27 protein-coding genes and 2 pseudogenes are annotated in these 20,854 nt (G+C 63.5%); 13 read left to right on the top strand and 16 right to left on the bottom strand.

The features are described 5' to 3' along the window. Positions 1-4 precede the first annotated feature (4 nt). Positions 5-280, top strand: a complete 276-nt coding sequence (locus AC25MA_RS20595; protein ID WP_008095636.1) for a peptidylprolyl isomerase — start codon at positions 5-7, stop codon at positions 278-280. Here the strand turns inward: AC25MA_RS20595 and AC25MA_RS20590 are convergent. The 3 genes and pseudogenes from AC25MA_RS20590 to AC25MA_RS20580 all read right to left on the bottom strand — a co-directional run bounded on the left by AC25MA_RS20590 (position 268) and on the right by AC25MA_RS20580 (position 2,149). After that, positions 268-708, bottom strand: coding sequence for a CZB domain-containing protein (locus AC25MA_RS20590; protein WP_232108865.1), 441 nt, complete (start codon positions 706-708; stop codon positions 268-270). The two genes, AC25MA_RS20595 and AC25MA_RS20590, sit on opposite strands and share 13 nt — an antisense overlap. Positions 709-762: 54 nt before the next feature. Continuing rightward, positions 763-1,002: pseudogene (locus tag AC25MA_RS20585) on the bottom strand (methyl-accepting chemotaxis protein); the annotation flags it as partial. A gap of 523 nt (positions 1,003-1,525) precedes the next feature. Further along, a complete protein-coding gene (locus AC25MA_RS20580) occupies positions 1,526-2,149 on the bottom strand; it encodes a LysE family translocator (RefSeq protein WP_028688962.1) in 624 nt (207 codons plus the stop codon). Positions 2,150-2,285: 136 nt separating this feature from the next. Here AC25MA_RS20580 and AC25MA_RS20575 point away from each other — a divergent pair, with 136 nt between their 5' ends. Then, positions 2,286-3,101 (top strand): AraC family transcriptional regulator, encoded by an 816-nt coding sequence (locus AC25MA_RS20575; protein ID WP_213883292.1) that lies wholly within the window; start codon positions 2,286-2,288, stop codon positions 3,099-3,101. Positions 3,102-3,164: 63 nt separating this feature from the next. Continuing rightward, positions 3,165-3,785, top strand: a complete 621-nt coding sequence (locus AC25MA_RS20570; RefSeq protein WP_486972348.1) for a LysE family translocator — start codon at positions 3,165-3,167, stop codon at positions 3,783-3,785. On the opposite strand, the gene AC25MA_RS20565 is transcribed toward AC25MA_RS20570, so the two are convergent. Next, a complete protein-coding gene (locus AC25MA_RS20565; RefSeq protein ID WP_486972347.1) occupies positions 3,763-4,458 on the bottom strand; it encodes a metallophosphoesterase in 696 nt (231 codons plus the stop codon). The two genes, AC25MA_RS20570 and AC25MA_RS20565, sit on opposite strands and share 23 nt — an antisense overlap. Positions 4,459-4,532: 74 nt before the next feature. On the opposite strand from AC25MA_RS20565, the gene AC25MA_RS20560 reads away from it, so the two are divergent. Continuing rightward, positions 4,533-5,039, top strand: coding sequence for a DUF3016 domain-containing protein (locus AC25MA_RS20560; protein ID WP_028688966.1), 507 nt, complete (start codon positions 4,533-4,535; stop codon positions 5,037-5,039). Positions 5,040-5,042: 3 nt separating this feature from the next. On the opposite strand, the gene AC25MA_RS20555 is transcribed toward AC25MA_RS20560, so the two are convergent. Next, the gene (locus AC25MA_RS20555; RefSeq protein WP_373875720.1) at positions 5,043-5,552 is read right to left on the bottom strand and encodes a DUF2867 domain-containing protein; all 510 of its coding nucleotides are present in this window, start codon (positions 5,550-5,552) and stop codon (positions 5,043-5,045) included. 156 nt (positions 5,553-5,708) lie between these two features. Here AC25MA_RS20555 and AC25MA_RS20550 point away from each other — a divergent pair, with 156 nt between their 5' ends. Beyond that, a complete protein-coding gene (locus tag AC25MA_RS20550) occupies positions 5,709-5,951 on the top strand; it encodes a hypothetical protein (RefSeq protein WP_028688968.1) in 243 nt (80 codons plus the stop codon). Positions 5,952-5,954: 3 nt separating this feature from the next. Here the strand turns inward: AC25MA_RS20550 and AC25MA_RS20545 are convergent, their stop codons facing one another. After that, on the bottom strand, positions 5,955-6,455 hold the full coding sequence (locus AC25MA_RS20545) for a methylated-DNA--[protein]-cysteine S-methyltransferase (RefSeq protein WP_088852522.1): 501 nt from the start codon (positions 6,453-6,455) through the stop codon (positions 5,955-5,957). A 150-nt stretch (positions 6,456-6,605) separates the two neighbouring features. Between AC25MA_RS20545 and AC25MA_RS20540 the strand changes: the two genes are divergently transcribed. After that, complete coding sequence (locus AC25MA_RS20540) at positions 6,606-7,115, top strand: GNAT family N-acetyltransferase (protein ID WP_028688970.1); 510 nt, start codon at positions 6,606-6,608, stop codon at positions 7,113-7,115. On the opposite strand, the gene fos is transcribed toward AC25MA_RS20540, so the two are convergent. The 4 genes from fos to AC25MA_RS20520 form a co-directional block, all read right to left on the bottom strand. Then, positions 7,106-7,516, bottom strand: coding sequence for a fosfomycin resistance glutathione transferase (gene fos / locus AC25MA_RS20535; RefSeq protein WP_486972346.1), 411 nt, complete (start codon positions 7,514-7,516; stop codon positions 7,106-7,108). The genes AC25MA_RS20540 and fos overlap by 10 nt on opposite strands. 78 nt (positions 7,517-7,594) lie before the next feature. Then, positions 7,595-7,942 (bottom strand): hypothetical protein, encoded by a 348-nt coding sequence (locus AC25MA_RS20530; RefSeq protein WP_232108862.1) that lies wholly within the window; start codon positions 7,940-7,942, stop codon positions 7,595-7,597. Between the two features lie 137 nt (positions 7,943-8,079). Then, on the bottom strand, positions 8,080-8,619 hold the full coding sequence (locus AC25MA_RS20525; protein ID WP_062363130.1) for a GNAT family N-acetyltransferase: 540 nt from the start codon (positions 8,617-8,619) through the stop codon (positions 8,080-8,082). A gap of 942 nt (positions 8,620-9,561) precedes the next feature. Further along, entirely contained in the window at positions 9,562-9,801 is a 240-nt protein-coding gene (locus AC25MA_RS20520; protein ID WP_028688974.1) for a YceK/YidQ family lipoprotein, read from the bottom strand. A gap of 86 nt (positions 9,802-9,887) precedes the next feature. On the opposite strand from AC25MA_RS20520, the pseudogene AC25MA_RS20515 reads away from it, so the two are divergent. Beyond that, a pseudogene (locus AC25MA_RS20515) lies at positions 9,888-10,119 on the top strand (site-specific integrase); the annotation flags it as partial. A gap of 194 nt (positions 10,120-10,313) precedes the next feature. On the opposite strand, the gene AC25MA_RS20510 reads toward AC25MA_RS20515, so the two are convergent. Further along, positions 10,314-11,167, bottom strand: a protein-coding gene (locus AC25MA_RS20510) for an IS5 family transposase (protein WP_486972345.1) whose coding sequence is annotated in 2 segments (ribosomal slippage) — positions 10,314-10,823 and positions 10,826-11,167 — 852 coding nt in all. Because the reading frame shifts where the segments join, the coding sequence is not laid out codon by codon here. Positions 11,168-11,415: 248 nt separating this feature from the next. Here AC25MA_RS20510 and AC25MA_RS20505 point away from each other — a divergent pair. Beyond that, positions 11,416-11,607 (top strand): hypothetical protein, encoded by a 192-nt coding sequence (locus AC25MA_RS20505; protein ID WP_186596912.1) that lies wholly within the window; start codon positions 11,416-11,418, stop codon positions 11,605-11,607. A gap of 24 nt (positions 11,608-11,631) precedes the next feature. On the opposite strand, the gene AC25MA_RS20500 is transcribed toward AC25MA_RS20505, so the two are convergent. Together AC25MA_RS20500 and AC25MA_RS20495 are read right to left on the bottom strand one after the other, a co-directional pair. Continuing rightward, positions 11,632-11,928, bottom strand: a complete 297-nt coding sequence (locus AC25MA_RS20500) for a hypothetical protein (protein ID WP_028688978.1) — start codon at positions 11,926-11,928, stop codon at positions 11,632-11,634. Between the two features lie 871 nt (positions 11,929-12,799). Beyond that, complete coding sequence (locus AC25MA_RS20495) at positions 12,800-13,129, bottom strand: hypothetical protein (protein ID WP_028688980.1); 330 nt, start codon at positions 13,127-13,129, stop codon at positions 12,800-12,802. A 415-nt stretch (positions 13,130-13,544) separates the two neighbouring features. Between AC25MA_RS20495 and AC25MA_RS20490 the strand changes: the two genes are divergently transcribed. The 3 genes from AC25MA_RS20490 (at position 13,545) to AC25MA_RS20480 (ending at position 17,200) form a co-directional block, all read left to right on the top strand. Next, a complete protein-coding gene (locus AC25MA_RS20490) occupies positions 13,545-14,273 on the top strand; it encodes a site-specific integrase (RefSeq protein ID WP_082750482.1) in 729 nt (242 codons plus the stop codon). A 20-nt stretch (positions 14,274-14,293) separates the two neighbouring features. Further along, on the top strand, positions 14,294-15,880 hold the full coding sequence (locus AC25MA_RS20485) for an ABC-F family ATPase (protein WP_028691879.1): 1,587 nt from the start codon (positions 14,294-14,296) through the stop codon (positions 15,878-15,880). A gap of 153 nt (positions 15,881-16,033) precedes the next feature. Then, positions 16,034-17,200: an MFS transporter gene (locus AC25MA_RS20480; RefSeq protein WP_028691878.1), complete on the top strand. Its 1,167-nt coding sequence runs from the start codon at positions 16,034-16,036 to the stop codon at positions 17,198-17,200. On the opposite strand, the gene AC25MA_RS20475 is transcribed toward AC25MA_RS20480, so the two are convergent. Both AC25MA_RS20475 and AC25MA_RS20470 read right to left on the bottom strand, forming a co-directional pair. Further along, positions 17,159-18,208 (bottom strand): alpha/beta hydrolase family protein, encoded by a 1,050-nt coding sequence (locus AC25MA_RS20475; protein WP_186596914.1) that lies wholly within the window; start codon positions 18,206-18,208, stop codon positions 17,159-17,161. The genes AC25MA_RS20480 and AC25MA_RS20475 overlap by 42 nt on opposite strands. Before the next feature lie 148 nt (positions 18,209-18,356). Then, the gene (locus AC25MA_RS20470) at positions 18,357-18,968 is read right to left on the bottom strand and encodes an FMN-dependent NADH-azoreductase (protein WP_062363121.1); all 612 of its coding nucleotides are present in this window, start codon (positions 18,966-18,968) and stop codon (positions 18,357-18,359) included. A 133-nt stretch (positions 18,969-19,101) separates the two neighbouring features. On the opposite strand from AC25MA_RS20470, the gene AC25MA_RS20465 reads away from it, so the two are divergent. After that, complete coding sequence (locus AC25MA_RS20465) at positions 19,102-20,004, top strand: LysR substrate-binding domain-containing protein (RefSeq protein WP_028691875.1); 903 nt, start codon at positions 19,102-19,104, stop codon at positions 20,002-20,004. Then, on the top strand, positions 19,997-20,368 hold the full coding sequence (locus AC25MA_RS20460; protein ID WP_028691874.1) for an MmcQ/YjbR family DNA-binding protein: 372 nt from the start codon (positions 19,997-19,999) through the stop codon (positions 20,366-20,368). The genes AC25MA_RS20465 and AC25MA_RS20460 overlap by 8 nt, the downstream gene beginning before the upstream one ends. An 18-nt stretch (positions 20,369-20,386) precedes the next feature. On the opposite strand, the gene AC25MA_RS20455 is transcribed toward AC25MA_RS20460, so the two are convergent. Beyond that, positions 20,387-20,803: a VOC family protein gene (locus AC25MA_RS20455; protein ID WP_028691873.1), complete on the bottom strand. Its 417-nt coding sequence runs from the start codon at positions 20,801-20,803 to the stop codon at positions 20,387-20,389. Positions 20,804-20,854 lie beyond the last annotated feature (51 nt).

The raw sequence follows: 20,854 nt of genomic DNA, 5'->3' as shown, positions 1-20,854 counted from the left end.
GCCCATGAAAGCCCAAGCCCGCCACATCCTGGTCAAGACCGCTGACGAAGCCGAAAAGCTCAAGCAGCGCATCGCCAACGGCGAGGCCTTCGACGTGCTGGCGAAGAAATTCTCCACCTGTCCGTCCGGCAAGCGCGGCGGCGACCTGGGCGAGGTGCGCCCGGGCCAGCTGGTCGGCGCCATCGACCAGGTGATCTTCAAGAAGCCCCTGCGCGTGGTACACGGGCCGATCAAGAGCAAGTTCGGTTATCACCTGGTGCAGACGTTCTACCGCGACTGAGCCTCATCGGCGCGGCGCCTTTGCAGCAGCGCTGGCGATTGTTCGCCACTGGCGACCACGCGCTCCAAGCCTTCCTGCACGGCCAGGCTGGCGCTTTCCATGTCGGCCACTGCCTTGAGCATCGCTGCGGTATTGCCGCTGGCATGGGCATCAATGGCGTCGAATGCGCAACGGTGCACGGCGGCATGGGGCGCGTCGATGTCCTTGTATCCTGCAAGATGTGCATAGTGCAGGGCCCCGTCCCCCTCGCGATACCACTTGCCCAAGCGGCAAAGGGTATGGTCGGTAAAGTCCGCGCCGCGCTCCTGCGAGACCCCGAACAGCACCTTGTAGACGCGGAACTTGTAGATCAGGTGGTCGAGCTTGGCCAGCTCGCAGAAACTGCGCAGTGCCGACACCGATGCCGAACCCTCCGCCACCGTCGACATGTCCAGCAACTGGCGCATGGTACTGGCCGCCGTCTGGCCAACACCGCTGTACGATGACGAATGATCGGCCAGGCTGGCGATATGCCCGCGGCTTTGCGCACTGTCGGCTCGAATGGCCGAGACCAGCGTGCCGATTTCGGCAGTGGCGTCCGCCGTGCGCCTGGCCAGGGTCCTGACTTCATCCGCGACCACGGCAAAGCCGCGCCCGGCATCCCCGGCCCGCGCCGCCTCGATGGCCGCATTCAGGGCCAGCAGGTTGGTCTGGTCCGCCACCTCGCGGATGATCTCCAGCACACCACCGACCTGCTGGGCTTGGTGATCGAGCCTGCCAACCTTCTCCGACGCCTCGCCGGAGGCATCGGCCAGTTGCTCAAGATTGGTCGCGATGGCATCAATGCTGGCCTGGTTGCTGCTGGCGATACCCTGGATGCGGATGGCGTACTGCCTTTCCTGCTCCATGCTGTGGGCGAGGCTGGCGAACGAGGTCTGGGTCATTTCCAGGGAATGCGAGAATGCCGAGAGGTTGCCGGCCAGGTGGGCGAGCACCTGGTTCTCCCGTGCCAGTTCCGTGGCCTTCGATTCTGCCTCGCGGGCGCGCTGCTCCCACGCCGCCAGCTGTGAGCGGCTACGTTCGAGCGCGAGGTTCAGCTCCTTGATCTGCGGGTCTTGCCGACCTGCCTTGCTCCACCACTTCACACCACGCTCCCGGGATAGACCCACCTATTGTCACCCGGCGCAAAAGCGCCGGGCAGAAACAGGGAAAGGTCTCAGCAAGCGCACAGTGCGGCAATACTCAGCTGCACTGAAAAACAGCGGATCAACGACGAGCCGCGAGCAGGCCAAGCCCCGCGCACCCCAGTAGCGAGGCACTGACCCGGTTGAACAGCCGACGTGGCCCGGGCCGTTCGAACCAGCGCTGCAGGTAGGCGCCGAGCCCGGCGTAGATGGCGATAGCCGCCCACTCCAGCAGCAGGAACAGCACGCCCAGCTGCAGGAACTGCTCGCTCACCGGCGTGGCGCTGCCCACCGAGACGAACTGCGGCAGGAAGGCGGTGAAGATAAGAATGGCCTTGGGGTTGCCCGCCGCCACCCAGAACTCCTGGCGCGCCAGCTTCCAGGTGCCGCGCGGCTGCTCGCCGGCCACCACCGCCTCGCCGACCGGCGCCCGCCACAGCTGCCAGGCGATATAGAACAGGTAGCCAGCGCCCAGCACCTTGATCGCCAGGAACAGGTACTCGCTGGTGTGCAGTACCACGGCCAGGCCCATGGCAGCCAGGGCAATCATGCCGCTGAAGGCCAGCAAGCGCCCGGCGCCGGCCACGCAGGCGGTGCGCAGGCCGTAACGGCTGGCGTTGTGCAGGGACAGCAGGTTGTTGGGGCCCGGCGCCATGTTCAGGGCGAAACAGGCGGGGATGAACAGCAGCAGGCTCGACAGGTCCATTATTCTTCTCCAGCGGTGACCGTCGCAGCGTCGCGCCCGGCGGGCAGGCGCGTCAAGCACAGTGGCACGGTAAATGGCCGGAACAGCAGGCACGCGCTAGACTGGCGCCCTGCGCTCCCCTCCAGGCCCTCTCGCCATGACCCCATCGAGCAGCGAAATCTGGCACGACTCGGCCCTGCCCTACGTCGAGAGCCGACGCGCCTGCCACAGCCGTGCCTGCTACAAGGCCCACAGCCACCCGAGCTTTTCCATTGGTGCGGTGGATGCCGGTCATAGCCGCTTCACCGGGGCCGGCGACGGACAGGTGCGGCTGGCACCCGGCACCTTGGTGTTCGTGCCGGCCCAGCGGGTGCATGCCTGCAACCCCGAAGCCGGACAGGCCTGGAGCTACCAGATGCTGCACCTGGACGCCGATTGGCTGCGTTGCCTGCGCCTGGAGTCGGGGATTGCCGCCGACCAACCCAGCGCGGCGGCCCGGATCAGCCGTTCGGCAGCTCTGTACCGGCGGTTTTGCACACTGAACACCCTGCTGTTTTCCAGGGCGACGGCGTTCGAGAAAGAGGCGGCACTGGTGGCCTTTCTCGGCGACAACGACTTCTCCATCCATCCGCACCTGCCACCTGCGCCGCCCTTGCCACCTTCGACACTCCGCGACCTGCTGGGCCATGCCGAGGAGCAGACGCTGGCCGAACTGAGCCTCGACCGCCTGGCACGGTTGGCCGGCATGGGGCGCTATCAATTGATCCGCGCCTTCAGCCTCGCCACCGGCATGACGCCCCATGCCTACCTGCTCAACGCCCGTGTAAACAAGGCTCGGCAACTGTTGCGCCAGGGCCAGCCGCTGGCTGAAGTCGCCTACGGCCTGGGCTTTGCCGACCAGAGTCACTTCCAGCGGGTGTTCAAGGCGCATGCCGGGGTAACACCGGGGACATACCGCGCAGCCTTGCAATAATCTTCAATACCCGCCCTGTCACCCCGCCACAGACTGCGGCTTCCTCTCCCTGGAAGCCCGACCATGCAACTGTTCCTGCTCATCGCCACCGCCCACTTCCTCGCCCTGCTCTCGCCAGGACCGGACTTCTTCCTGGTGGCCCGAACCTCGGCCAGCGCCGGCTGGCGGGTGGCCAGTGGCGCCTGCGCCGGCATCGCCCTGGCCAATGGCGTGTTCATTGGCGCGGCGTTCACCGGGGTGTCGTTCCTGCGCGACGGCAGCCCGCTGTTCGTCGCCCTGCAACTGGCCGGCTGCGGCTACCTGCTGTATATCGGGCAACTGTTCCTGCGCCATGCTGGAAAGAGCGGCCTGACGGGTTCCGCCGCCCATGCTTCATCCCACGCCGGCAGTTGGCTGAACAGCCTGGGCATGGGCTTCGCCTCGGGCATCCTCAACCCGAAGAACGCACTGTTCTACGCCAGCCTGGCCAGCATGACCGCCAGCAGCGGCGCCCTGGCCAAGCTGGCCTATGGCATGTGGATGTTCGCCATCGTCCTGGCCTGGGACCTGCTGGTGGCCTTGGCCATCGGCAATCAGCGGGTGCTGCACCGCTTCGCCCGCGCCCTGCCCTGGCTGGAACGGACTTCGGGGGTGATGCTGATCCTGCTCGCCAGCGGCGTGTTCATGCACCTGGCCTTGGGCTGAGCAACGTCAGCCCCCGCAGCTCGAGCAGGCTGAAGTGACCACGGCTCCAGCCGCCGGTGTCCAGGTGCCAGACGTTGCCCAGCACTTTCACCTCCAGCACTGGCGTATGCCCGACCAGCAAGGCACGCAAGCCCTTCACCGGTCGGCTGTCGCCCTCCTTCAGGCGCCGTCGCGACCACTGGCACACCTCGCGCACCTCGGGGTCATCCCCAGCCTGCAGGTTCACGCATAGATGCTCCCAGTCATCGAACGGGCTGTCGGCGTGCAGCAGCCCGACCGGACCGTTGGGTGTATCGATCTGCAACGCGATCGGTAGCCGCTCGAACGCCTCGACGAAACGCGCCTGCTCTGATTTCGGCAGGTCGAGGAACCAGCCGCCGCCGGCCGCCCGGTACATGTCCAGGTCAACCCGCCCGCCGCGCAGGTGATTGACCGCCAGTGACTCGTGGTTGCCCTGCACCGCGTGGAACCAGGGCTTGGCCAGCCATTCCAACGCCTGCGGGCTGGCCGGCCCGCGGTCGACCAGGTCACCGACGCTGAACAGGCGGTCCACCGCCGGATCGAATTCGACGGCCTCGAGGCATTCCTGCAAGCGTTCGAAGTGCCCGTGAATATCACCCACGGCCAGGTCACGCCCGCGGGTATTGGCGGTCATCCGCCGAAAAGCGCTCATTGCATCAGTCCTCTGCTTATGCCCCGTACCGGCGTAAAATAGGCAGGCAAGCCGCCCCACCCCGGAGGTGCATCATGCGTACCACCCTGGCCAGCGCCCTGTTGCTGGTGCTGGCATTCGACAGCATGGCACAGGGCACCCCGACCGCGCAGGTCGAGGTGCGTTTCGACCACCCGGAAAAATTCCGCGATGCCAGCCTCGACAACCGCGGCTATCCCCAAGGCGCCGACCCGCAAGTGATGAAGGCCCTCACCCAGCACCTGCAGAAGCTCGGCCAGCGCTACCTGCGACCCGGCCAGCAACTGGTCATCGACATCCGCGACATCGACCTGGCCGGGCGCTTCGAGCCCTGGCACAGCCAGGCCTACGATGTGCGCTTCATGCGCGAGGTCACCTGGCCCAGCATCGACCTCGACTACACCCTTCAGCAGCCAGGGCAGGCCGCGCTCAAGGCCCAGGAACACCTGAGCGACAAGATGTACCTCAGCCGCCCCGGCCGCCTGGGCAGTAACGACCGGCTGTATGCGGAAAAGGCCATGCTCGGTGATTGGTTCCGTCAACGCTTCGCGCCGCCGTCCTGATCGTCACCGCGCCAGCCGGCGCAGGGCGATGGGCGCGATCAAGCGATGGAACGGCGCCACCGGCAGCATGTACAGGCGGCCCAGCCAGTTGTGCGTGCACACCACGGTGCTGACCAGCACCTCGCACCGCCCCGGGGCCGTCGGGCGACGCATCAGGGCGATGTGTACGTCCAGATGATGATCGCGGTCGACCAACAGCACCTCATTCGCGCTGTTGCTGATCAACGTAAAGATGCCCACCCGCTCTCCGGGCTGGTAGCTGTCCGGGGCGCGGGCCGGGTCGATGGCGGTCAACCGGCCCAGGTTCTTCAGCCCAAGCAGCCCGACCAGGCGATTGCGTAGCACCATCAGTTCGTCGATCCAGCCGGGCATGCTCGCCATAAGGCGCAGGAAGTGCGCCATGGCGGGCAGCCCGTCGTCCGCCAGGTCGATCGCCCGGCAATGACGAAAGCCCGCCTGCGCGGCGTGGGGGGCGATCAATGAGTCGGCGGGTATGGCTGCGGCATGGGTCATTGCGGTCTCGTCCATGAAATCGACACATCGGCGCTGGGAGTCAGCGCCCATCGATTGTATCCTCGTCAGCCGACGACATGCCAAGGACGGATGCACCATGAGGACCCGCATGCTACGACCGGTCTCACCGGCAGGCACTGCCGGGGTATCGCCCCTATGAAGTATGTGCTGGTGATCCTGGCCAGCTATACCAGCGCCTGGTATCTGGTGGGCACCCTGATTCGCGGACGCTTGGCCGATATTGCCGAAGGCCTGCGCCATCGCCCGGACGCCCCGCCTCCAGGGCAGTACCTGCGAGAAGTCGAAGCCCACGCCCGCCGCGCACACCGCCACTACAGCCTGTTTGCGGGCACGCTGTTGGCCCTCGTGTTGGCGCTGCTCTGTTTCTGGCTCGACTGACGCCTAGAAATCCAGCGCCAGGCTCTGCCGCCCTTCCAGTGCCAACAGGAACTGCTTGGCCGGCAGGCCGCCGGCAAAACCGGTGAGACTGCCCGAGGCTCCGATCACCCGGTGGCACGGTGCGATGATCGAGATCGGGTTGCGTCCGTTGGCCGCGCCTACCGCACGGACCGCATCGGGCTTGCCGATCTGCCGTGCGATCTCGCCGTAGCTGCGGGTCTGGCCGAAGGGAATGGTCAACAGCGCCGCCCAGACCTCCCGCTGGAACTCGGTGCCGGCGAAATCCAGTTCCAGCTCGAAACGCTGGCGTTGCCCGGCAAAGTACTCGCCCAGCTGGCGGGCGGTCTCGCGCAGCACGCCGTGCCGGTCGTCGCGGTGCAGGTCGCCCAGGCGCACCCGGTTCTCCCGCTCGTGCTCCCACAGCACGGCGGCCAGCCGCTCGCCCCGCGCCACCAGGGTCAAGGGGCCGACAGGCGATTGCATGAGGGTGAAGGCACAAGACATGACAGGCTCCGGCAAGACGACGATCGCTGCACTCTACCCATCGCGGCACGACGGCGCATCCGCTTTCTTGCCCGGCCATCGCCACTGGCCAGCTTTGGCCTGCGCCTCGTACACTGAGGCGCCACTCGTTTTTCAAAGGATGGAAACACAGTGAACGACCCATCGCCCGACATCGTCATCGAACGTTTTGCCGAGCAGCATCTGCAGGGCATCACTGCGCTCTACAACGAACCTGCCGTGTGCCGCCAGGTACTGCAGATGCCCTATCAGTCCGTCGAAGTCTGGCGTGAGCGCCTGGCCACCTACCATGAGCGACAGGTCCGCCTGGTGGCGGTGCACCAGGGCCAGGTGATCGGTAACATCGGCCTCGACCAGAGCACGCGCATCCGCCAGGCGCACCTGGGCGAGCTGCTCATGGGTGTTGCCCAGGCCTGGCAAGGCAGGGGCGTCGGCTCGCGGCTGATGGCCGCCATCCTCGACATTGCCGACAACTGGATGAACCTGCGCCGGGTCCAGCTCACCGTCTACGCCGACAATGAGCCGGCGCTGGCGCTGTATCGCAAGTTCGGCTTCGAGACCGAAGGCCGGCTGCGCGATTACGGCGTGCGTGACGGGGTGTATGTCGATGCGCTGTGCATGGCGCGGATGCGTCAGCCGTAGAACACCATGCCCGCGTAGGGCTTGGCCCGACAGGCCGCCAGTCGCGACTGCAGATCGCCGACATGGGCTTCGAGCTGGTGGCCGTCCGGGTCGAGGAAGTACAGCGAATCGCCCTCGCTGCTGTCGTGTTTCCAAAGTTGCACGGCATGCTCATGCAAGCGCTGGGCGAATGCCGCGAAGTCGGCCTGGCGGATGGAAAATGCGTAGTGCGTGTAGTTGCGCTGTAAGTCGCCTGCCTCGATCTGGTCGACCGACAGGCACAGCCAAAGGTCGCCCAGACTCAGATAGGCACCGCGGTCCCAGCGCGCAGCAAGCTTGAAGCCCAGGACCTGCTGATAGAACACGATGCTGTCCGGCAGGCTGGAAACCGCCAGGGTGAGATGGTTGAGTCCGTTCAACATGAGGGACACCTGAGGTGAAGTGAGGCGGGATCGCTTCACGGAGCGCGATGGAAACGAGCGCGCCCCGCTACGCTGCGATCATACCCGCGAACACATCAGCGCGGCATCGAGCAGACGCCCCTTGTCATACCAGGCATCACGCTGGTACGCCGAGAACTGATGCTGCCCGGCGGCGCCTTGAACCTTGACCAGCCCCTCGGCCTTGTTCGGGTCGGTGCTGGCGACAAACAGCTCCAGGGCGTCCTGGTTCTGCATGACATAGGTCGTGGCCGTATCGGGAAGCTCGGCCTTGACGCAGTTCAGGTACTCCGGCGGGCTTTTCGAGGTCATGCCGAAAGTGTTGTCTCGGCCCGCGCGGATATCGGGATCATGTGCGCAGCCGGCAAGCAACAGGCTGGCCACCACTGCCATCGTCAAACGGCTCATACAGACTCCAACCACCCCAGCAGCAAGCCCTGGACAGGGTCATACACCCACCACCCTTTTTAATAGTCTGCTTACGATCTACAAGACTAGCCCGGGGTGACGGGCACGGTAGGCCGGTTCGCTATATCGCCAGGCTTTCAGGTCGGCTTGTCGATTCGGTAGAGCACATGCGGGCGCAATGCATTGCCTTCAGGCACCGTTGGATCGGGGAAGTCCTCCGCCGGGTCCGAACGCATACCCAGCCGCTCCATCAATGCCCGTGATGGGGTATTGATGCTGGAGGTGTAGCCGATGACTTGCCTTAATCCAAGCGTCGACCAGGCGTGCTCCAGGCATGCGCTGGCCGCCTCGAATGCGTAGCCCTGCCGCCAGTGGCTGCGTCCGAGGATCCAGCCGATTTCGACCTGCGGGCCGCCCGGGATCTCATCCCCGGTCAGGGACAGCCCAAGCCCACCGACCAATGCGCCATCGGCCTTGCGCTCGACGGCGACGAAACCGAACCCGTGGACCTGCAGATGTTGATCGCAGTCCGCGAGCATCGACCGGGTTTGATCGGAAGACAGTATCGCAGGGTAGTAGTAGCGCCTGACTTCGGGGTCGGCATTGACGAGGGCAAAGGCCTCGATGTCCCGATCGGCCCAGGGGCGCAGGACAAGACGCGGTGTTTCGATGAACATGGGTAAACTGAAACTCCCTTCTACCAGGCACTCCTCGCAACAAGGAGGTTGCCATGCCACTACTGGATCTTGAGTCAATAGCGAAGGTTTGCCCCACGCGTGGAAATCCACCGTGCTGGGATAGGTGGGGTGTTCGAACATCAAGGTGCTGCGCATGGACCAGATGCCCGTCGAGGCAGAGGTGCATGACTACATCGAGGGGTTGCTGGTCATTTCGCAGAGCAGCGTTGCCGAGCGCTGATCCGCTCTCTCGTTGACCTCATACGATCCAACCATCCCATCAGAACTCCCCTGGCCGGCAAAGACTGAATCATATTCGATACCCGGCTGCTGGGTCGATGTTGCCGTGGCGTGCAGGCACAAGCGCCAGTTCAGGGGCCGTATCCCCAGGAATGGGGATCAGGCACCGGCCTGGAGAAACACAAAAACCGCCACCACATCCAAAGCCAGCACGGCAGCCACGACGAAGCTCATGAAATCGAAATCATTCTGGAACATGTCCGCTCTCCCCGCATGATCGCTTTCCTGGGTTCAAGCAACTCCCATTCCAGCCTGCCCGCGCCGGGGCCATGTCCATTGGTCAGGCGAGACGGGCGTTTCGGGCAAACAGGCGTTTACTGATGAACATGCCCCTGGCTCGCGCAAGGATGCCCATCAAGGTGTGCCCCCATGAGACGCATCCAGAAGATCATCCAGCAGCGCCGTCGGCAGCTGCATGTCCACATTCCGCCCAGCGAATTGAAGGGGATGCAGTCTGGCGATGGGCCCAGCGCGGCGAAACCGCTGCCACCGCGAGAGGTTCGTCAGGCAGGAATGAGAAGAACCGCACTCGAAGGGGCAGCCACTGACTGAGCAGGCCCTGCCCGAACCGTCAGCGAGCGCCAGCCGGATGCTGCGCGCTGCACTTGCCGTTGGAAGGCTCAGCCAAAGACTGGCCCATGATCAGAGGTTGCAGGTGTATTGATACTCAAAGGGAAAGAAAACGGTGTCCACCACCAGGGAAAACGGCGCATCAATCAGTAAAAAAGGGATCAGCTTGCCTTTGGAGGTGCCGACCAGCCACCAATCGAACCTGAGGCCGATGTAGGGGCATCGGTGCTTGTCATAATCCATGCGCATGGCGGTAGCCATGCACCCACTCAAGCTGGCTATCAGCACCAGTAAAATCGCCTTGCAAATCACGTAACGTCCTTTTTGCTTCCTTGCACAGACCTCTATAGACGCCGTTGCGTGGCGTGGGTCACCCACTGGCGCCCATGGTGAAGAGGCTGAGTGAACTGGGGATCAGGAGAGCCCCATGCAACTGTCGTCACACCTACGCGACAATAGCCGCAATGTCTGGCCTCAACTTCCGCATTTATCACCCAACAGCTGGGTTACAGCGTGCGCATGCTGCTGTCGACGCATGCGCGTTGGCTCAACTCAAGCTCCGACTGGAACGAGCTGGACACGCTCAGGATTGGTATCAGATCGGTATCAGCTGAAAATCCAGCCACGTAAGTTACTGATAGGTAAGCGCTTTGATCTCCACCGCTAATATCACCATGCGCTATACGATGGGATTTGGCGGGTGGGGATGTGTCGATTTTGTTGGGCCAAATCCCCCTCAATCCCCTACCGGAACGCATCCGCTGGTTCGCAAATTGGTCCGAATCTGGTCCGAGATGCCCCATGCCGAATGTGCATAAGGCTTTCTAGGCACTGTACGAAAAGTAATGTCGTAAACACCGCCGCCAGCAAGCCAGCGTGAGCATTGCAGCGAAGCTTTCCGCTAGCTTGCAATAGCGTGTACCCAGGCGGCGGTGCTCCTTCAACCAACCAAATAGGCGTTCGATAGCGTTCCGCTGCCGATACTTGGGCTTGTCAAATAGCCACGGCAAGCCCGGCTTCGGCTTGCGTTTCATGTCACGCAGCGGAATCACCGGCTGCATCCGATAGCGGTCGCAGTATTGCCGCAAGGATTCTGCGTCATAGCCTTTGTCGGCCAGGAGCCAGCGGCAGCGCTTGCGTGGCCTACCTCGATTCGAAGGGATGTGGACACCGTCCAGCAGGCGCTGAGCATGGGAGATGTCGCTGGCATTACCACCAGAGAGCGTGAAGTGGAGTGGGATGCCACGGGCGTCACTGACCATGTGAATTTTCGTCGTCAACCCGCCCCGGCTTCGTCCAAGTGCGTGGTCCGTTGGTTCTTCAGCCCCCCTTTTTTGCCTGCTCCGGCAGAGGCTCGGGTGGCCCTAACGGCGGTTGAGTCGATGCACCAGGTGGTCAAGTCAATCTGGCCCTGTGCATTGAGTTTGAGGTGTAACCGCTTGAGCATTTTGTTGAAGGTTCCTTGGTTTCGCCAGTCTCGAAATCGTTGATAGACCGTCGACCACGGCCCGAATCGTTCAGGCATGTCCCGCCAGGTTGCACCTGAGCACAGCACCCACAACACGCCGTTGAGCATCAAGCGATCGTCAACTCTTGGGCGTCCTGTACGTCGATGTGCGGTGAAGAGGTCCGCGACTATTTCCCATTCTGCGCCGGAAAGTTCGTATCGCTTGGACATGGCAGAATCCTTCGCCTAAAAAGCGAGAACTCTACGGAAAATCAGGCCGCCAGAGACTCCGGTGAGGTTTCAAAGGTTTTCATACAGAACCTAGGGCCTTCGAAGACAGCCACCTCCGCGACAAGCATGGTAGCGAGGCGCCGACTTTCATTGTCGAGAAAGGCACGGGCTACTCGTTCACCTCCGAATACTGGCACCTCTATGCCGATGCCAACGAGGGGGTGGACAAGTATTCCTGTCAGGTGCAGATGGCGTTCACTGGTGAAGGTGAGTGCTACTCCCTGCGTGTTGGCGAAACCGACATGAAGAAGTCGCTGATTCTTGGCAGCGCGTACGGCGCCGAGGCCTTGGTACTGAACCTGTACACGGGCGGCACCAAGGTTGAATACGAGCAGATGTACGTTGGCAACATCCGCTACAGCGAAGAAGCCTACGACTGACTTCACTGCACAGCCGGCAGCGCTTTAGGAGTCCGCACCCTTTACCTGGCAGACCCCGTTGGCTCGGTTCTTACCGGTATATGAAACATCAGGCGAGCCATCCGGGTTGATCGACAGCGAGATAGTCACATCGCTGCCCTTGGCTTCGAAGTAGTTGTCGTTGAACTTCTTCAGCTTTGCTTCCTTGCCATTGATGTAGATCGGGCCGCCCTTGTCGGCGTGAACCTCGATGTTTCCTGGGCATGTGGCGTTCACCAGCGGAATACCGGCTTGGGCCGCGCCAGACACCACCAACAATGTCCCCAACACTAATCTCTTCATCTCACACTCCTTGGTGGATTGACCGAGAAGGAAGCAATAGCCCAATTTGGAGCTGCCCACCAGTACCTCAACGATTATCGTGCAGCTCAGGCGGCCATGCGCTGAAGAAGATGTAGACGCCTGGTCCACCGATCCAGGCCCAGCTGATGCTTGGCCACACTACCGCCGCAGCGATCCAAGCGACGATCAGAGTTGCCCCAGTGCGCCGCCGGCGCCTTGGAGTGAGCCACTCCTGCAAAGCCTTATGCCTCTCCCGCAACCCCATTACCACGCTCCTTGTTTGGTAAGCGGCGAAGCATACCACTCGCTTAACTGAGCCACATACGGCGTTGCCCGCCAGCGCCTTCCCCTATTCAACGATAACGCCGACCCAGAGGAGATGACCATGCCAACAGAAAACCAATCCAGCAACATGCACAGGGCAAGCTGCGCGCCCCTAGAGGACGGCTCGATTGCCAGAGCTGTGTTACAGGAAAGGTCTGAGCAGGGATCGAGGCTGAAAGTCGCAGATCCTCTGCGACTTCGGATCAACCTGACAACGGAGCTTGAGCTTTCTGGCTGAGGAAGATGACCCAAGCGTCATATGACTTCTGGTGCCAGGCCACCGCATCGTCCCAAGGGACGCCTTTAATCTCGCCGCTAGAAACCAGGTACCTGAGCCTGGAACTTGAGGCATCCAGTTCGAGGAGGTGCCGATGAGCCATGTATCGAAAATCATCATTGCTTAGCATTGGACTGATGTCCTAAAGGGCTGGCCCGAGAATACGTGCCGATGTCCCTGCGCCGTCATTGTGACACTAAATTGAAGCGATCACTTAGGGAATCCGTACGGAGCACATTTGTACTCCACCCAGCTGTAACCTCTCTCCCTCTACTTTGCGAGTCGCGATCCCTTCCTCGGCAAGGGTTGTCTCGCTTGAACGGGTATCGCCGGAAAGGTGGTTGCAACCCATTCCTTCGCATGCTGCAGCGCCCATGCCATTGCCGCACTCATGGTCTGCCCCTTGCAGTCTGCATAGCTCTCTTCGACCAGCATTTCACCCTTCTCTTTGTAGATACCAAAGAAGAGCTGGGTAGCCCCGAGAGGCGAAGTGCGCACTTGTACATTGATCAGGGTGCCGCAGGACAGACGCTCATCGCAGTTGCGGAAATGCAGCTGCGGATCGGCCCAATCCCAGTACACCTTCCCGCGATTACGCATGGTCGGGCCTTCGAGAAGAATGGAAGAAAGTTGACGTAACAGTCAGCGTATAGAGCTTCCTCAGCTTATCCAGAAATAAATTGAATCGGTTACGAACTTTCACAACTGCCGCGATATGGCGGCCAAGGAATCGTCATGCCTGAAATACTCAAACTGGAGCGCGGCCGCACCTAACGCGGCAAGAAGCCCGCATGCGTGCGCAGCTGCGGCTTGGTGAACGATCGCACCGTTATCTATATCGGCGTGGACAAGGTCCAGTACGACGGACCATCAGTGGCCCCTGGGCGCCACTATCCGCGCATGCCGATAGACAGGTTCCTACAGTGGGCCGGTCGCGATGTGACCGACGAACTGCCGCCAGGGGAATACGCATCCTGGCCACCAGCAAAGCAGGCAGCATCTGGAAGGCGCCGCAATGAGCGCAAGGATCGTCTGCCAGTTCAGTTGCGGCGCCGCTTCGGCGGTGGCCACCAAGCTGGCCTTGGCAGAGTACGGCAGCACGCACGACGTGCAGATCATCAATGCGTTCCTTGCCAATGAGGAATCCGACAACCGCCGATTCGCCCAGGACTGCGAAACATGGTTCGGCCAGCCGATCACCGTCCTGCGGGACGAGAAGTACGGCGCCGACGCCCACGAGGTGTTTCGCCGCAAGCGCTACATGAAAGGCCGAACCGGGACGCCGTGTACCAAGATCCTCAAGCGGCGCTTGCTCGACTCGTGGAAACAGCCAGGTGATGTGATGGTGTTCGGTTACACCGCCGAGGAAGCCGACCGCCTGGAAGACTTCAGGGAGCGAAACCCAGACCGCCCAGTGATCGTCCCGCTGATTGACCGCAGCTTGGGCAAGGATGACTGCAAGGCCATCCTGCTGCGTGCGGGCATCGAGCTGCCCCTGATGTACCGGCTACTCCGACGACTAGGGATTCGATACCGGCCGCCATACAACTGCCGCCACACCTATGCGACAATATGTTTAATGTCTGGTCTCAACCCCGCATTTATCGCCCAACAGCTCGGGCACAGCGTGCAGATGCTCTTATCGACGTATGCACGCTGGATCAACTCGTCCAGCGACTGGCAGGAGCTCGAAAAGCTCCAAATTGGTCCGAAATTGGTCCGTAGCTGCGAAGACTCCACGTAAGTTATTGATAGGTAAGGCACTTGATCTCCACCGCTAACATCACCATGCAGTTCGGCTCCAAGCCCCTGTTCGAAAACGTCTCGGTCAAATTCAACAACGGCAACCGCTACGGCCTGATCGGCGCCAACGGTTGCGGCAAGTCGACCTTCATGAAGATCCTCGGTGGCGACCTGGAGCCATCCGGCGGCCAGGTGATGCTCGAGCCCAACACCCGCCTGGGCAAGCTGCGCCAGGATCAGTTCGCCTATGAAGAATTCACCGTGATCGACACGGTGATCATGGGCCACGAGCAGCTGTGGAAGGTCAAGGCTGAACGCGACCGCATCTACTCCCTGCCGGAGATGACCGAGGAAGACGGCATGGCCGTCGCCGAGCTGGAAACCGAATTCGCCGAGATGGACGGCTACACCGCCGAGTCCCGTGCCGGCGAGCTGCTGCTGGGCCTGGGCATTCCGCTGGAGCAGCACTTCGGCCCGATGAGCGAAGTCGCTCCCGGCTGGAAGCTGCGCGTGCTGCTGGCCCAGGCGCTGTTCTCCGATCCGGACGTGCTGCTGCTCGACGAGCCGACCAACCACCTGGACATCAACACCATCCGCTGGCTGGAAACCATCCTCACCGCGCGCAACAGCACCATGGTGATCATTTCCCACGACCGCCACTTCCTCAACAGCGTCTGCACCCACATGGCCGACCTGGACTACGGCGAGCTGCGCCTGTTCCCAGGCAACTACGACGAATACATGACCGCGGCTACCCAGGCCCGCGAGCAACTGCTGTCGGACAACGCCAAGAAGAAAGCCCAGATCGCCGAGCTGCAGACCTTCGTCAGCCGCTTCTCGGCCAACGCCTCGAAAGCCAAGCAGGCCACTTCGCGCGCCAAGCAGATCGACAAGATCCAGCTGGCCGAGGTCAAGCCGTCGAGCCGGGTCAGCCCGTTCATCCGCTTCGAGCAGACCAAGAAACTGCACCGCCAGGCGGTCACCGTCGAGAAGATGGCCAAGGCCTTCGATGACAAGGTGCTGTTCAAGGACTTCAGCTTCACCATCGAAGCCGGCGAGCGCGTGGCCATCATCGGCCCCAACGGCATCGGCAAGACCACCCTGCTGCGCACCCTGGTCGGTGAAATGACCCCGGACAAGGGCGAAGTGAAGTGGACCGACAGTGCCGAGGTGGGTTACTACGCCCAGGACCACGCCCACGACTTCGAAGACGACATGACCCTGTTCGACTGGATGGGCCAGTGGACCAGCGGCGAGCAAGTGATCCGAGGCACCCTGGGGCGCATGCTGTTCTCCAACGACGAGATCCTCAAGTCGGTGAAGGTGATTTCCGGTGGTGAGCAGGGCCGCATGCTGTTCGGCAAGCTGATCCTGCAAAAACCCAACGTGCTGGTGATGGACGAACCGACCAACCACCTGGACATGGAATCGATCGAGGCGCTGAACCTGGCACTGGAGAACTATCCGGGCACCCTGCTGTTCGTCAGCCACGACCGTGAGTTCGTGTCGTCGCTGGCCACCCGCATCATCGAGCTGACAGCCGATGGCGTGGTGGACTTCAGCGGGACCTATGACGACTACCTGCGCAGTCAGGGCGTGGTGGTCTGAGCCAACGCTGAGTAACCTTCATCGCGGGGCAAGTCGCGGCGGTACGCCGATGCGACTTGCCCCGCGACACGTTTAATTAGTTAGCCTGCTTTCTTTTCCGTCGCGCGGCAGCCATGATGGGCACAGCCCCACCGCCCGCCCGCGAACGAGCCCATGACCGCGCCACACGCCTCCAGCGTCACCCTGCAGATTCTCTCGATCGTCCTCTACACCTTCATCGCCTTCCTCTGCATCGGCCTGCCGATCGCGGTGCTGCCTGGCCATGTGCACGACCAGCTGGGCTTCGGCGCGGTGATCGCCGGCCTGACCATCGGCCTGCAGTACCTGGCCACCCTGCTCAGCCGGCCCTTTGCCGGGCGGGTGGCGGACACCCTTGGCGGCAAGCGCGCGATCCGCTACGGCCTGTACGGCATCGCCGGCTGCGGTGTGCTGACCCTGCTGTCGGCCTGGGCCCTCGCCCTGCCCTGGCTGAGCCTGGCGCTGCTGTTGGGCGGCCGGCTGTTGCTGGGCATCGCCCAAGGGCTGATCGGCGTCGCGACGCTGAGCTGGGGCATCGGCCAGGTGGGAGCGGAACATACCGCGCGGGTCATCTCCTGGAACGGCATCGCCTCCTATGGCGCCATCGCCATTGGCGCGCCCGCTGGCGTGCTACTGGTGGACGGCCTGAGCTTTGCCGTGCTCGGGCCTGCACTGCTGGGCCTGGCGCTGCTGGCCCTGCTGGTGCTGCGTACGCGGCCGGACGTGGTGGTGGTGCGCGGCGAACGGTTGCCGTTCTGGTCGGCGTTCGGCCGCGTGGCACCTTGTGGCGTGGGATTGACCTTGGCGTCGATCGGTTATGGCACCCTGACCACCTTCGTCACCCTGTATTACCTCGAGCGCGGCTGGGTCGGCGCCGCCTGGTGCCTGAGCGCCTTCGGCCTGTGCTTCATCCTCTCGCGACTGCTGTTCGTCAATGCGGTCAACCGCTACGGCGGCTACAACGTGGCCATCGCCTGCATGGCCACCGAGGTGCTCGGGCTGAGCCTGCTGTGGCTGGCGCCGTCGCCGTTGTGGGCGATGGTTGGCGCCGGGCTGACCGGCTTCGGCTTGTCGTTGGTGTACCCGGCCCTGGGCGTCGAGGCGATCCGCCAGGTCCCCAGCAGCAGCCGTGGCGCCGGGCTGGGCGCCTACGCGGTGTTCTTCGACCTGGCGCTGGCCATCGCGGGCCCGGTGATGGGCGCGGTGGCGGTGCACCTGGGGTACGCTTCGATCTTCTGCGTCGCCGCCCTGCTCGCCCTGTCAGGGGTGGGCCTGACCCTGTTGTTGGCCCGCCGCGGCTGAACGCTCAGCGGGCTCCGGCGCGCCCAGAGCCTGGCTAAAGAAGGCGGTGGTCTCGCTGCGTAGCGAGCGGTGGATATGCTGACGGTCGACGCCCTCGGCGTCCTTGCACAGCACCGGCATGCGCTGATGCTGCTCATCGTCACAAGGGGCCATGAACACGAAGTGCCCGGCGCCGGCCAGCAGGCGGTAGTCGGGGGTGACCGGCAGCTTGCGCGCCAGGGCATCGGCATTGTGCTCCAACACCAGCAACTGGTCGTTGTCACCGCTGTAGATCAGCGCCGGCACCTGCACGCCGGCCAATGCGTGACGACCGAACATCAGGCTCAGCGGCGCCATCAGCATCACCGCGCCCACCCGGGGATCGGCGCGGGGCGCCAGCTCGCTGTGGTCGGCGATCAGCACGCCATGGGTCTTGCAGGCGTCGGTGTCGGTGGGGCGTTGCTCGCAATAGCGGCGCAGGCGTTCGAGGTCGGGCCGTGCGCCGGACAGGATCAGTGCGGTCTCGCCGCCGGCGGAATAGCCAATCACCCCGACCTTGCCGTCATTCAGATACGGCGCGAGCAGCCTGTCGTTGCGCGCCGCGGTGATCGCGGCGCTGATTTGCAGTGGCCGGCCATAGAGGTTGCTGAGGGTACCCAGGCGGCTATGGTCACGGTTGTTGTCCCCGGGGTGGACCACCGCCACCACCACGAAACCCTGGCGAGCCAAGCCATTGGCCAGGTCATGCAAGGCCATCGGGCTGCCGGTGTTGCCGTGGGAGATCACCAGCAGCGGGAACTGGCCCATGGCCACCGGCGCCTCTTCGGCGACACGGGTCTGGTAGCCCTCAATGCGCACCGGGCGCGCTTCGCCGCTGGAAGGATAGAACGCCAGCGCCTGCATGGGCCGGGCGTCCACCGGGTCAGTGAGCGTCAGGCGGTGCAACCCGGCCACCCACGGCGCCGCGTCGGCGTGTGCCAGCAGGCCGCCGAGCAGCAACAGCGCCATCAGCATACGGGTTCGTTTCATCGCAGGGCACTCCTCGTCGCAAGGCACTGCGCAGCACTCGGGTATGGAGGCCAGCATAGAACCCGGCTCGCAGCCAGCACATGAAAACTGGATGAAAAAAGCCGACTGGCGCGCTGGGCGGCAGTCGGCTTTGGTCAAGCAGTCGCAATCAGGCGGCGGCGAACAGCTCACCGGCAATCTGCGCCTGGGCGGCGTCGATGGCCTTGGCACGGTGCTCCGGACCATATGCCAGGCCATGGGCGCGGACGATTTCCAGGTCGGTGATGCCGATGAAGCCGAGGAACACCTTGAGGAAGTCCTCATGGCCGACACCGGTCGGCTGGCCCTGGTGCAGACCACCGGCGGTGGACACCAGGATCACCTTCTTGTCGCCGCACAGGCCTTCAGGGCCGGCCTCGGTGTAGCGGAAGGTCTTGCCGGCCACCGCCACGCGGTCGATCCATGCCTTGAGCTGGGTCGGCACGGTGAAGTTGTACATCGGCGCGCCGATCACAACGGCGTCGGCGGCGAGGAATTCTTCCAGGGTCTCGGCGCTCAGCTTGGCCTCGTGGGCCTGGGCGGCATCGCGCATCTCCTCCGGGGTGCCGGCGGCGACCAGGGTGGCGGCGGAGAAGTGGCTGATGGCATCGGCAGCCAAATCGCGGTAGACCACTTCGAGGCTCGGGTCGGCGGCTTTCCAGGCCTCGACCACTTCGCGGCTCAGCTGGCGGGAGGCGGAATTGTCGCCCAGGATGCTCGAATCGATATGCAACAGTTTCATGGGACTCTCCTGTGAATGAAGACCGCGGCGGTGGGCGATCACGATGGGAGCAATCCTATCGGCACATCGAATAGCTGATAAGTCGGTAAAAACGCGTTAGTTTGTTCCACTGATGGAACAATGAGACTGTCAAATGCAAGACCTCAACGACCTCTTCTACTTCGCCCGGGTGGTCGAAGCCGGTGGTTTCGCCGCCGCTGGGCGCCAGCTGGGCATCCCCAAGTCGCGCCTGTCGCGGCGCATCGCCGAGCTGGAGGAGCGCCTGGGCACCCGCCTGCTGCAGCGCACCACCCGGCAGCTCAAGCTCACCGCCGTGGGCGAGCGCTACCTGAACCATTGCCAGGCCATGCTGTTGGAGGCGGAGATGGCCGACGAGGTAGTGGCCAGCATGTCCAGCGAGCCCCGGGGTCGCCTGCGGGTGTCCTGCCCGGTGGCCCTGGCCCACGCCTTCCTGCCGGATGTGATCAGTCGCTTTCTCACCCAATACCCCCAGGTGCAGCTCGACATGGTGCTGCTCAACCGCCGGGTCGACTTGATCTCCGAGGGCATCGACGTCGCCCTGCGGGTACGCGACCTGGGCGACGAGGACCCGGCGCTGGTCACCCGGCGCCTGCGCCAGGCGCAGATGCAGCTGGTGGCCGCGCCGGGCTTCGCCGATCATATCCGCGAGCCCGCCGAGCTGGCGACCCTGCCGGTGCTCGGCGCGGCCGAAGCCGACCGCCTGGTGCACTTCCGTCTGCACGGGCCCCATGACCGTCAGGAGGAAGTCGCCCTGGAGCCGCGGCTGGCCATCGACGACTTTGTCGTGCGCAACGCCGCGGTACGTGCAGGGCTGGGCTTCACCGCCCTGCCGTCGATGTTCTGCGAGGAAGAACTGGCCCGTGGCGAACTGGTGCGCCTGCTGCCAGACTGGTCGCTGCCCGGCGGCTACCTGCAGGCGGTCTACCCGCACCGCCGGGGCCTGCTGCCAGCGGTACGCGCATGGATCGATCACCTGGCGGCTTCATTCGAAGCCTGTGGAGAGCGTTATGTCTGAGAAAAGGCTGTCCGAGGAGCAGGTGGCGGCGCTGTGCCTGGCCCTGCCTGGGGCGCGGGAAGACTACAAATGGGGCGGCATCCGGGTGTTCTCGGTGGCCGGCAACAAGATGTTCGCCGTGCAGGACCTGGGCGGCGCCGGCTTGTCGTTCAAGGTGGCCGACGAGCTGTTCCTCGGCTACTGCGACCGCCCCGGCATTCGCCCGGCGCCTTACCTGGCGCGGGCGAAGTGGATCAGCATGTTGCCGCCCTACCCGATGGGCCGCGACGAGCTGAGCGACCTGCTTAAGCGGTCGCACCAACTGGTGGTGCAGCGCTTGCCCAAACGTCAGCAGGCGGGGTTGCTGCTTGGGTCTACAAGCTGAGTGCGCATCGCAGCACCTTTATGCCTGAATGGGCGGCCCTTTGAGTTCGACGCGGTTGCCATCGGGGTCGTAACAGTACAGCGAGACACCCTCACCTTCAGCGCCGTAGCGTTTCTCTGCGGCCTCGACCCTTACCCCGGCCTCACGCAGCCGTGCGCTCAGCGACGGTTCGTCGAACGGCTCGATGCGCAGGCAGAAATGGTCGACATTGTGCCCGCTCGGGCCGGGCAGCGGGCCGCCCTGGCGCCCCAGCGGACCATCGACAGCCACCAGGTCGATCAGGCCGTCGCCGGCCCCCAGATGGATCATCCCCAGCGAATCCCTGCGTTTGCGCACCGGACAGCCAAGCAGTTCATGGTAGAAGGCCAGGCTGCGCTGCAGATCGCCGACGCGCAGGACCAGGTGGTCAATATGCAGGATGGTGAAAGCTGGCATGGCAGTGCTCCACGTTCAGGCTTTGTCTAGACCATAGCAGCGTCCCCGCCG

It is taken from the genome of Pseudomonas sp. P65(2024), from assembly GCF_057480955.1.
The sequence above is the reverse complement of the archived record's forward strand: the minus strand, read 5'-3'. Positions and strand labels throughout refer to the sequence as shown.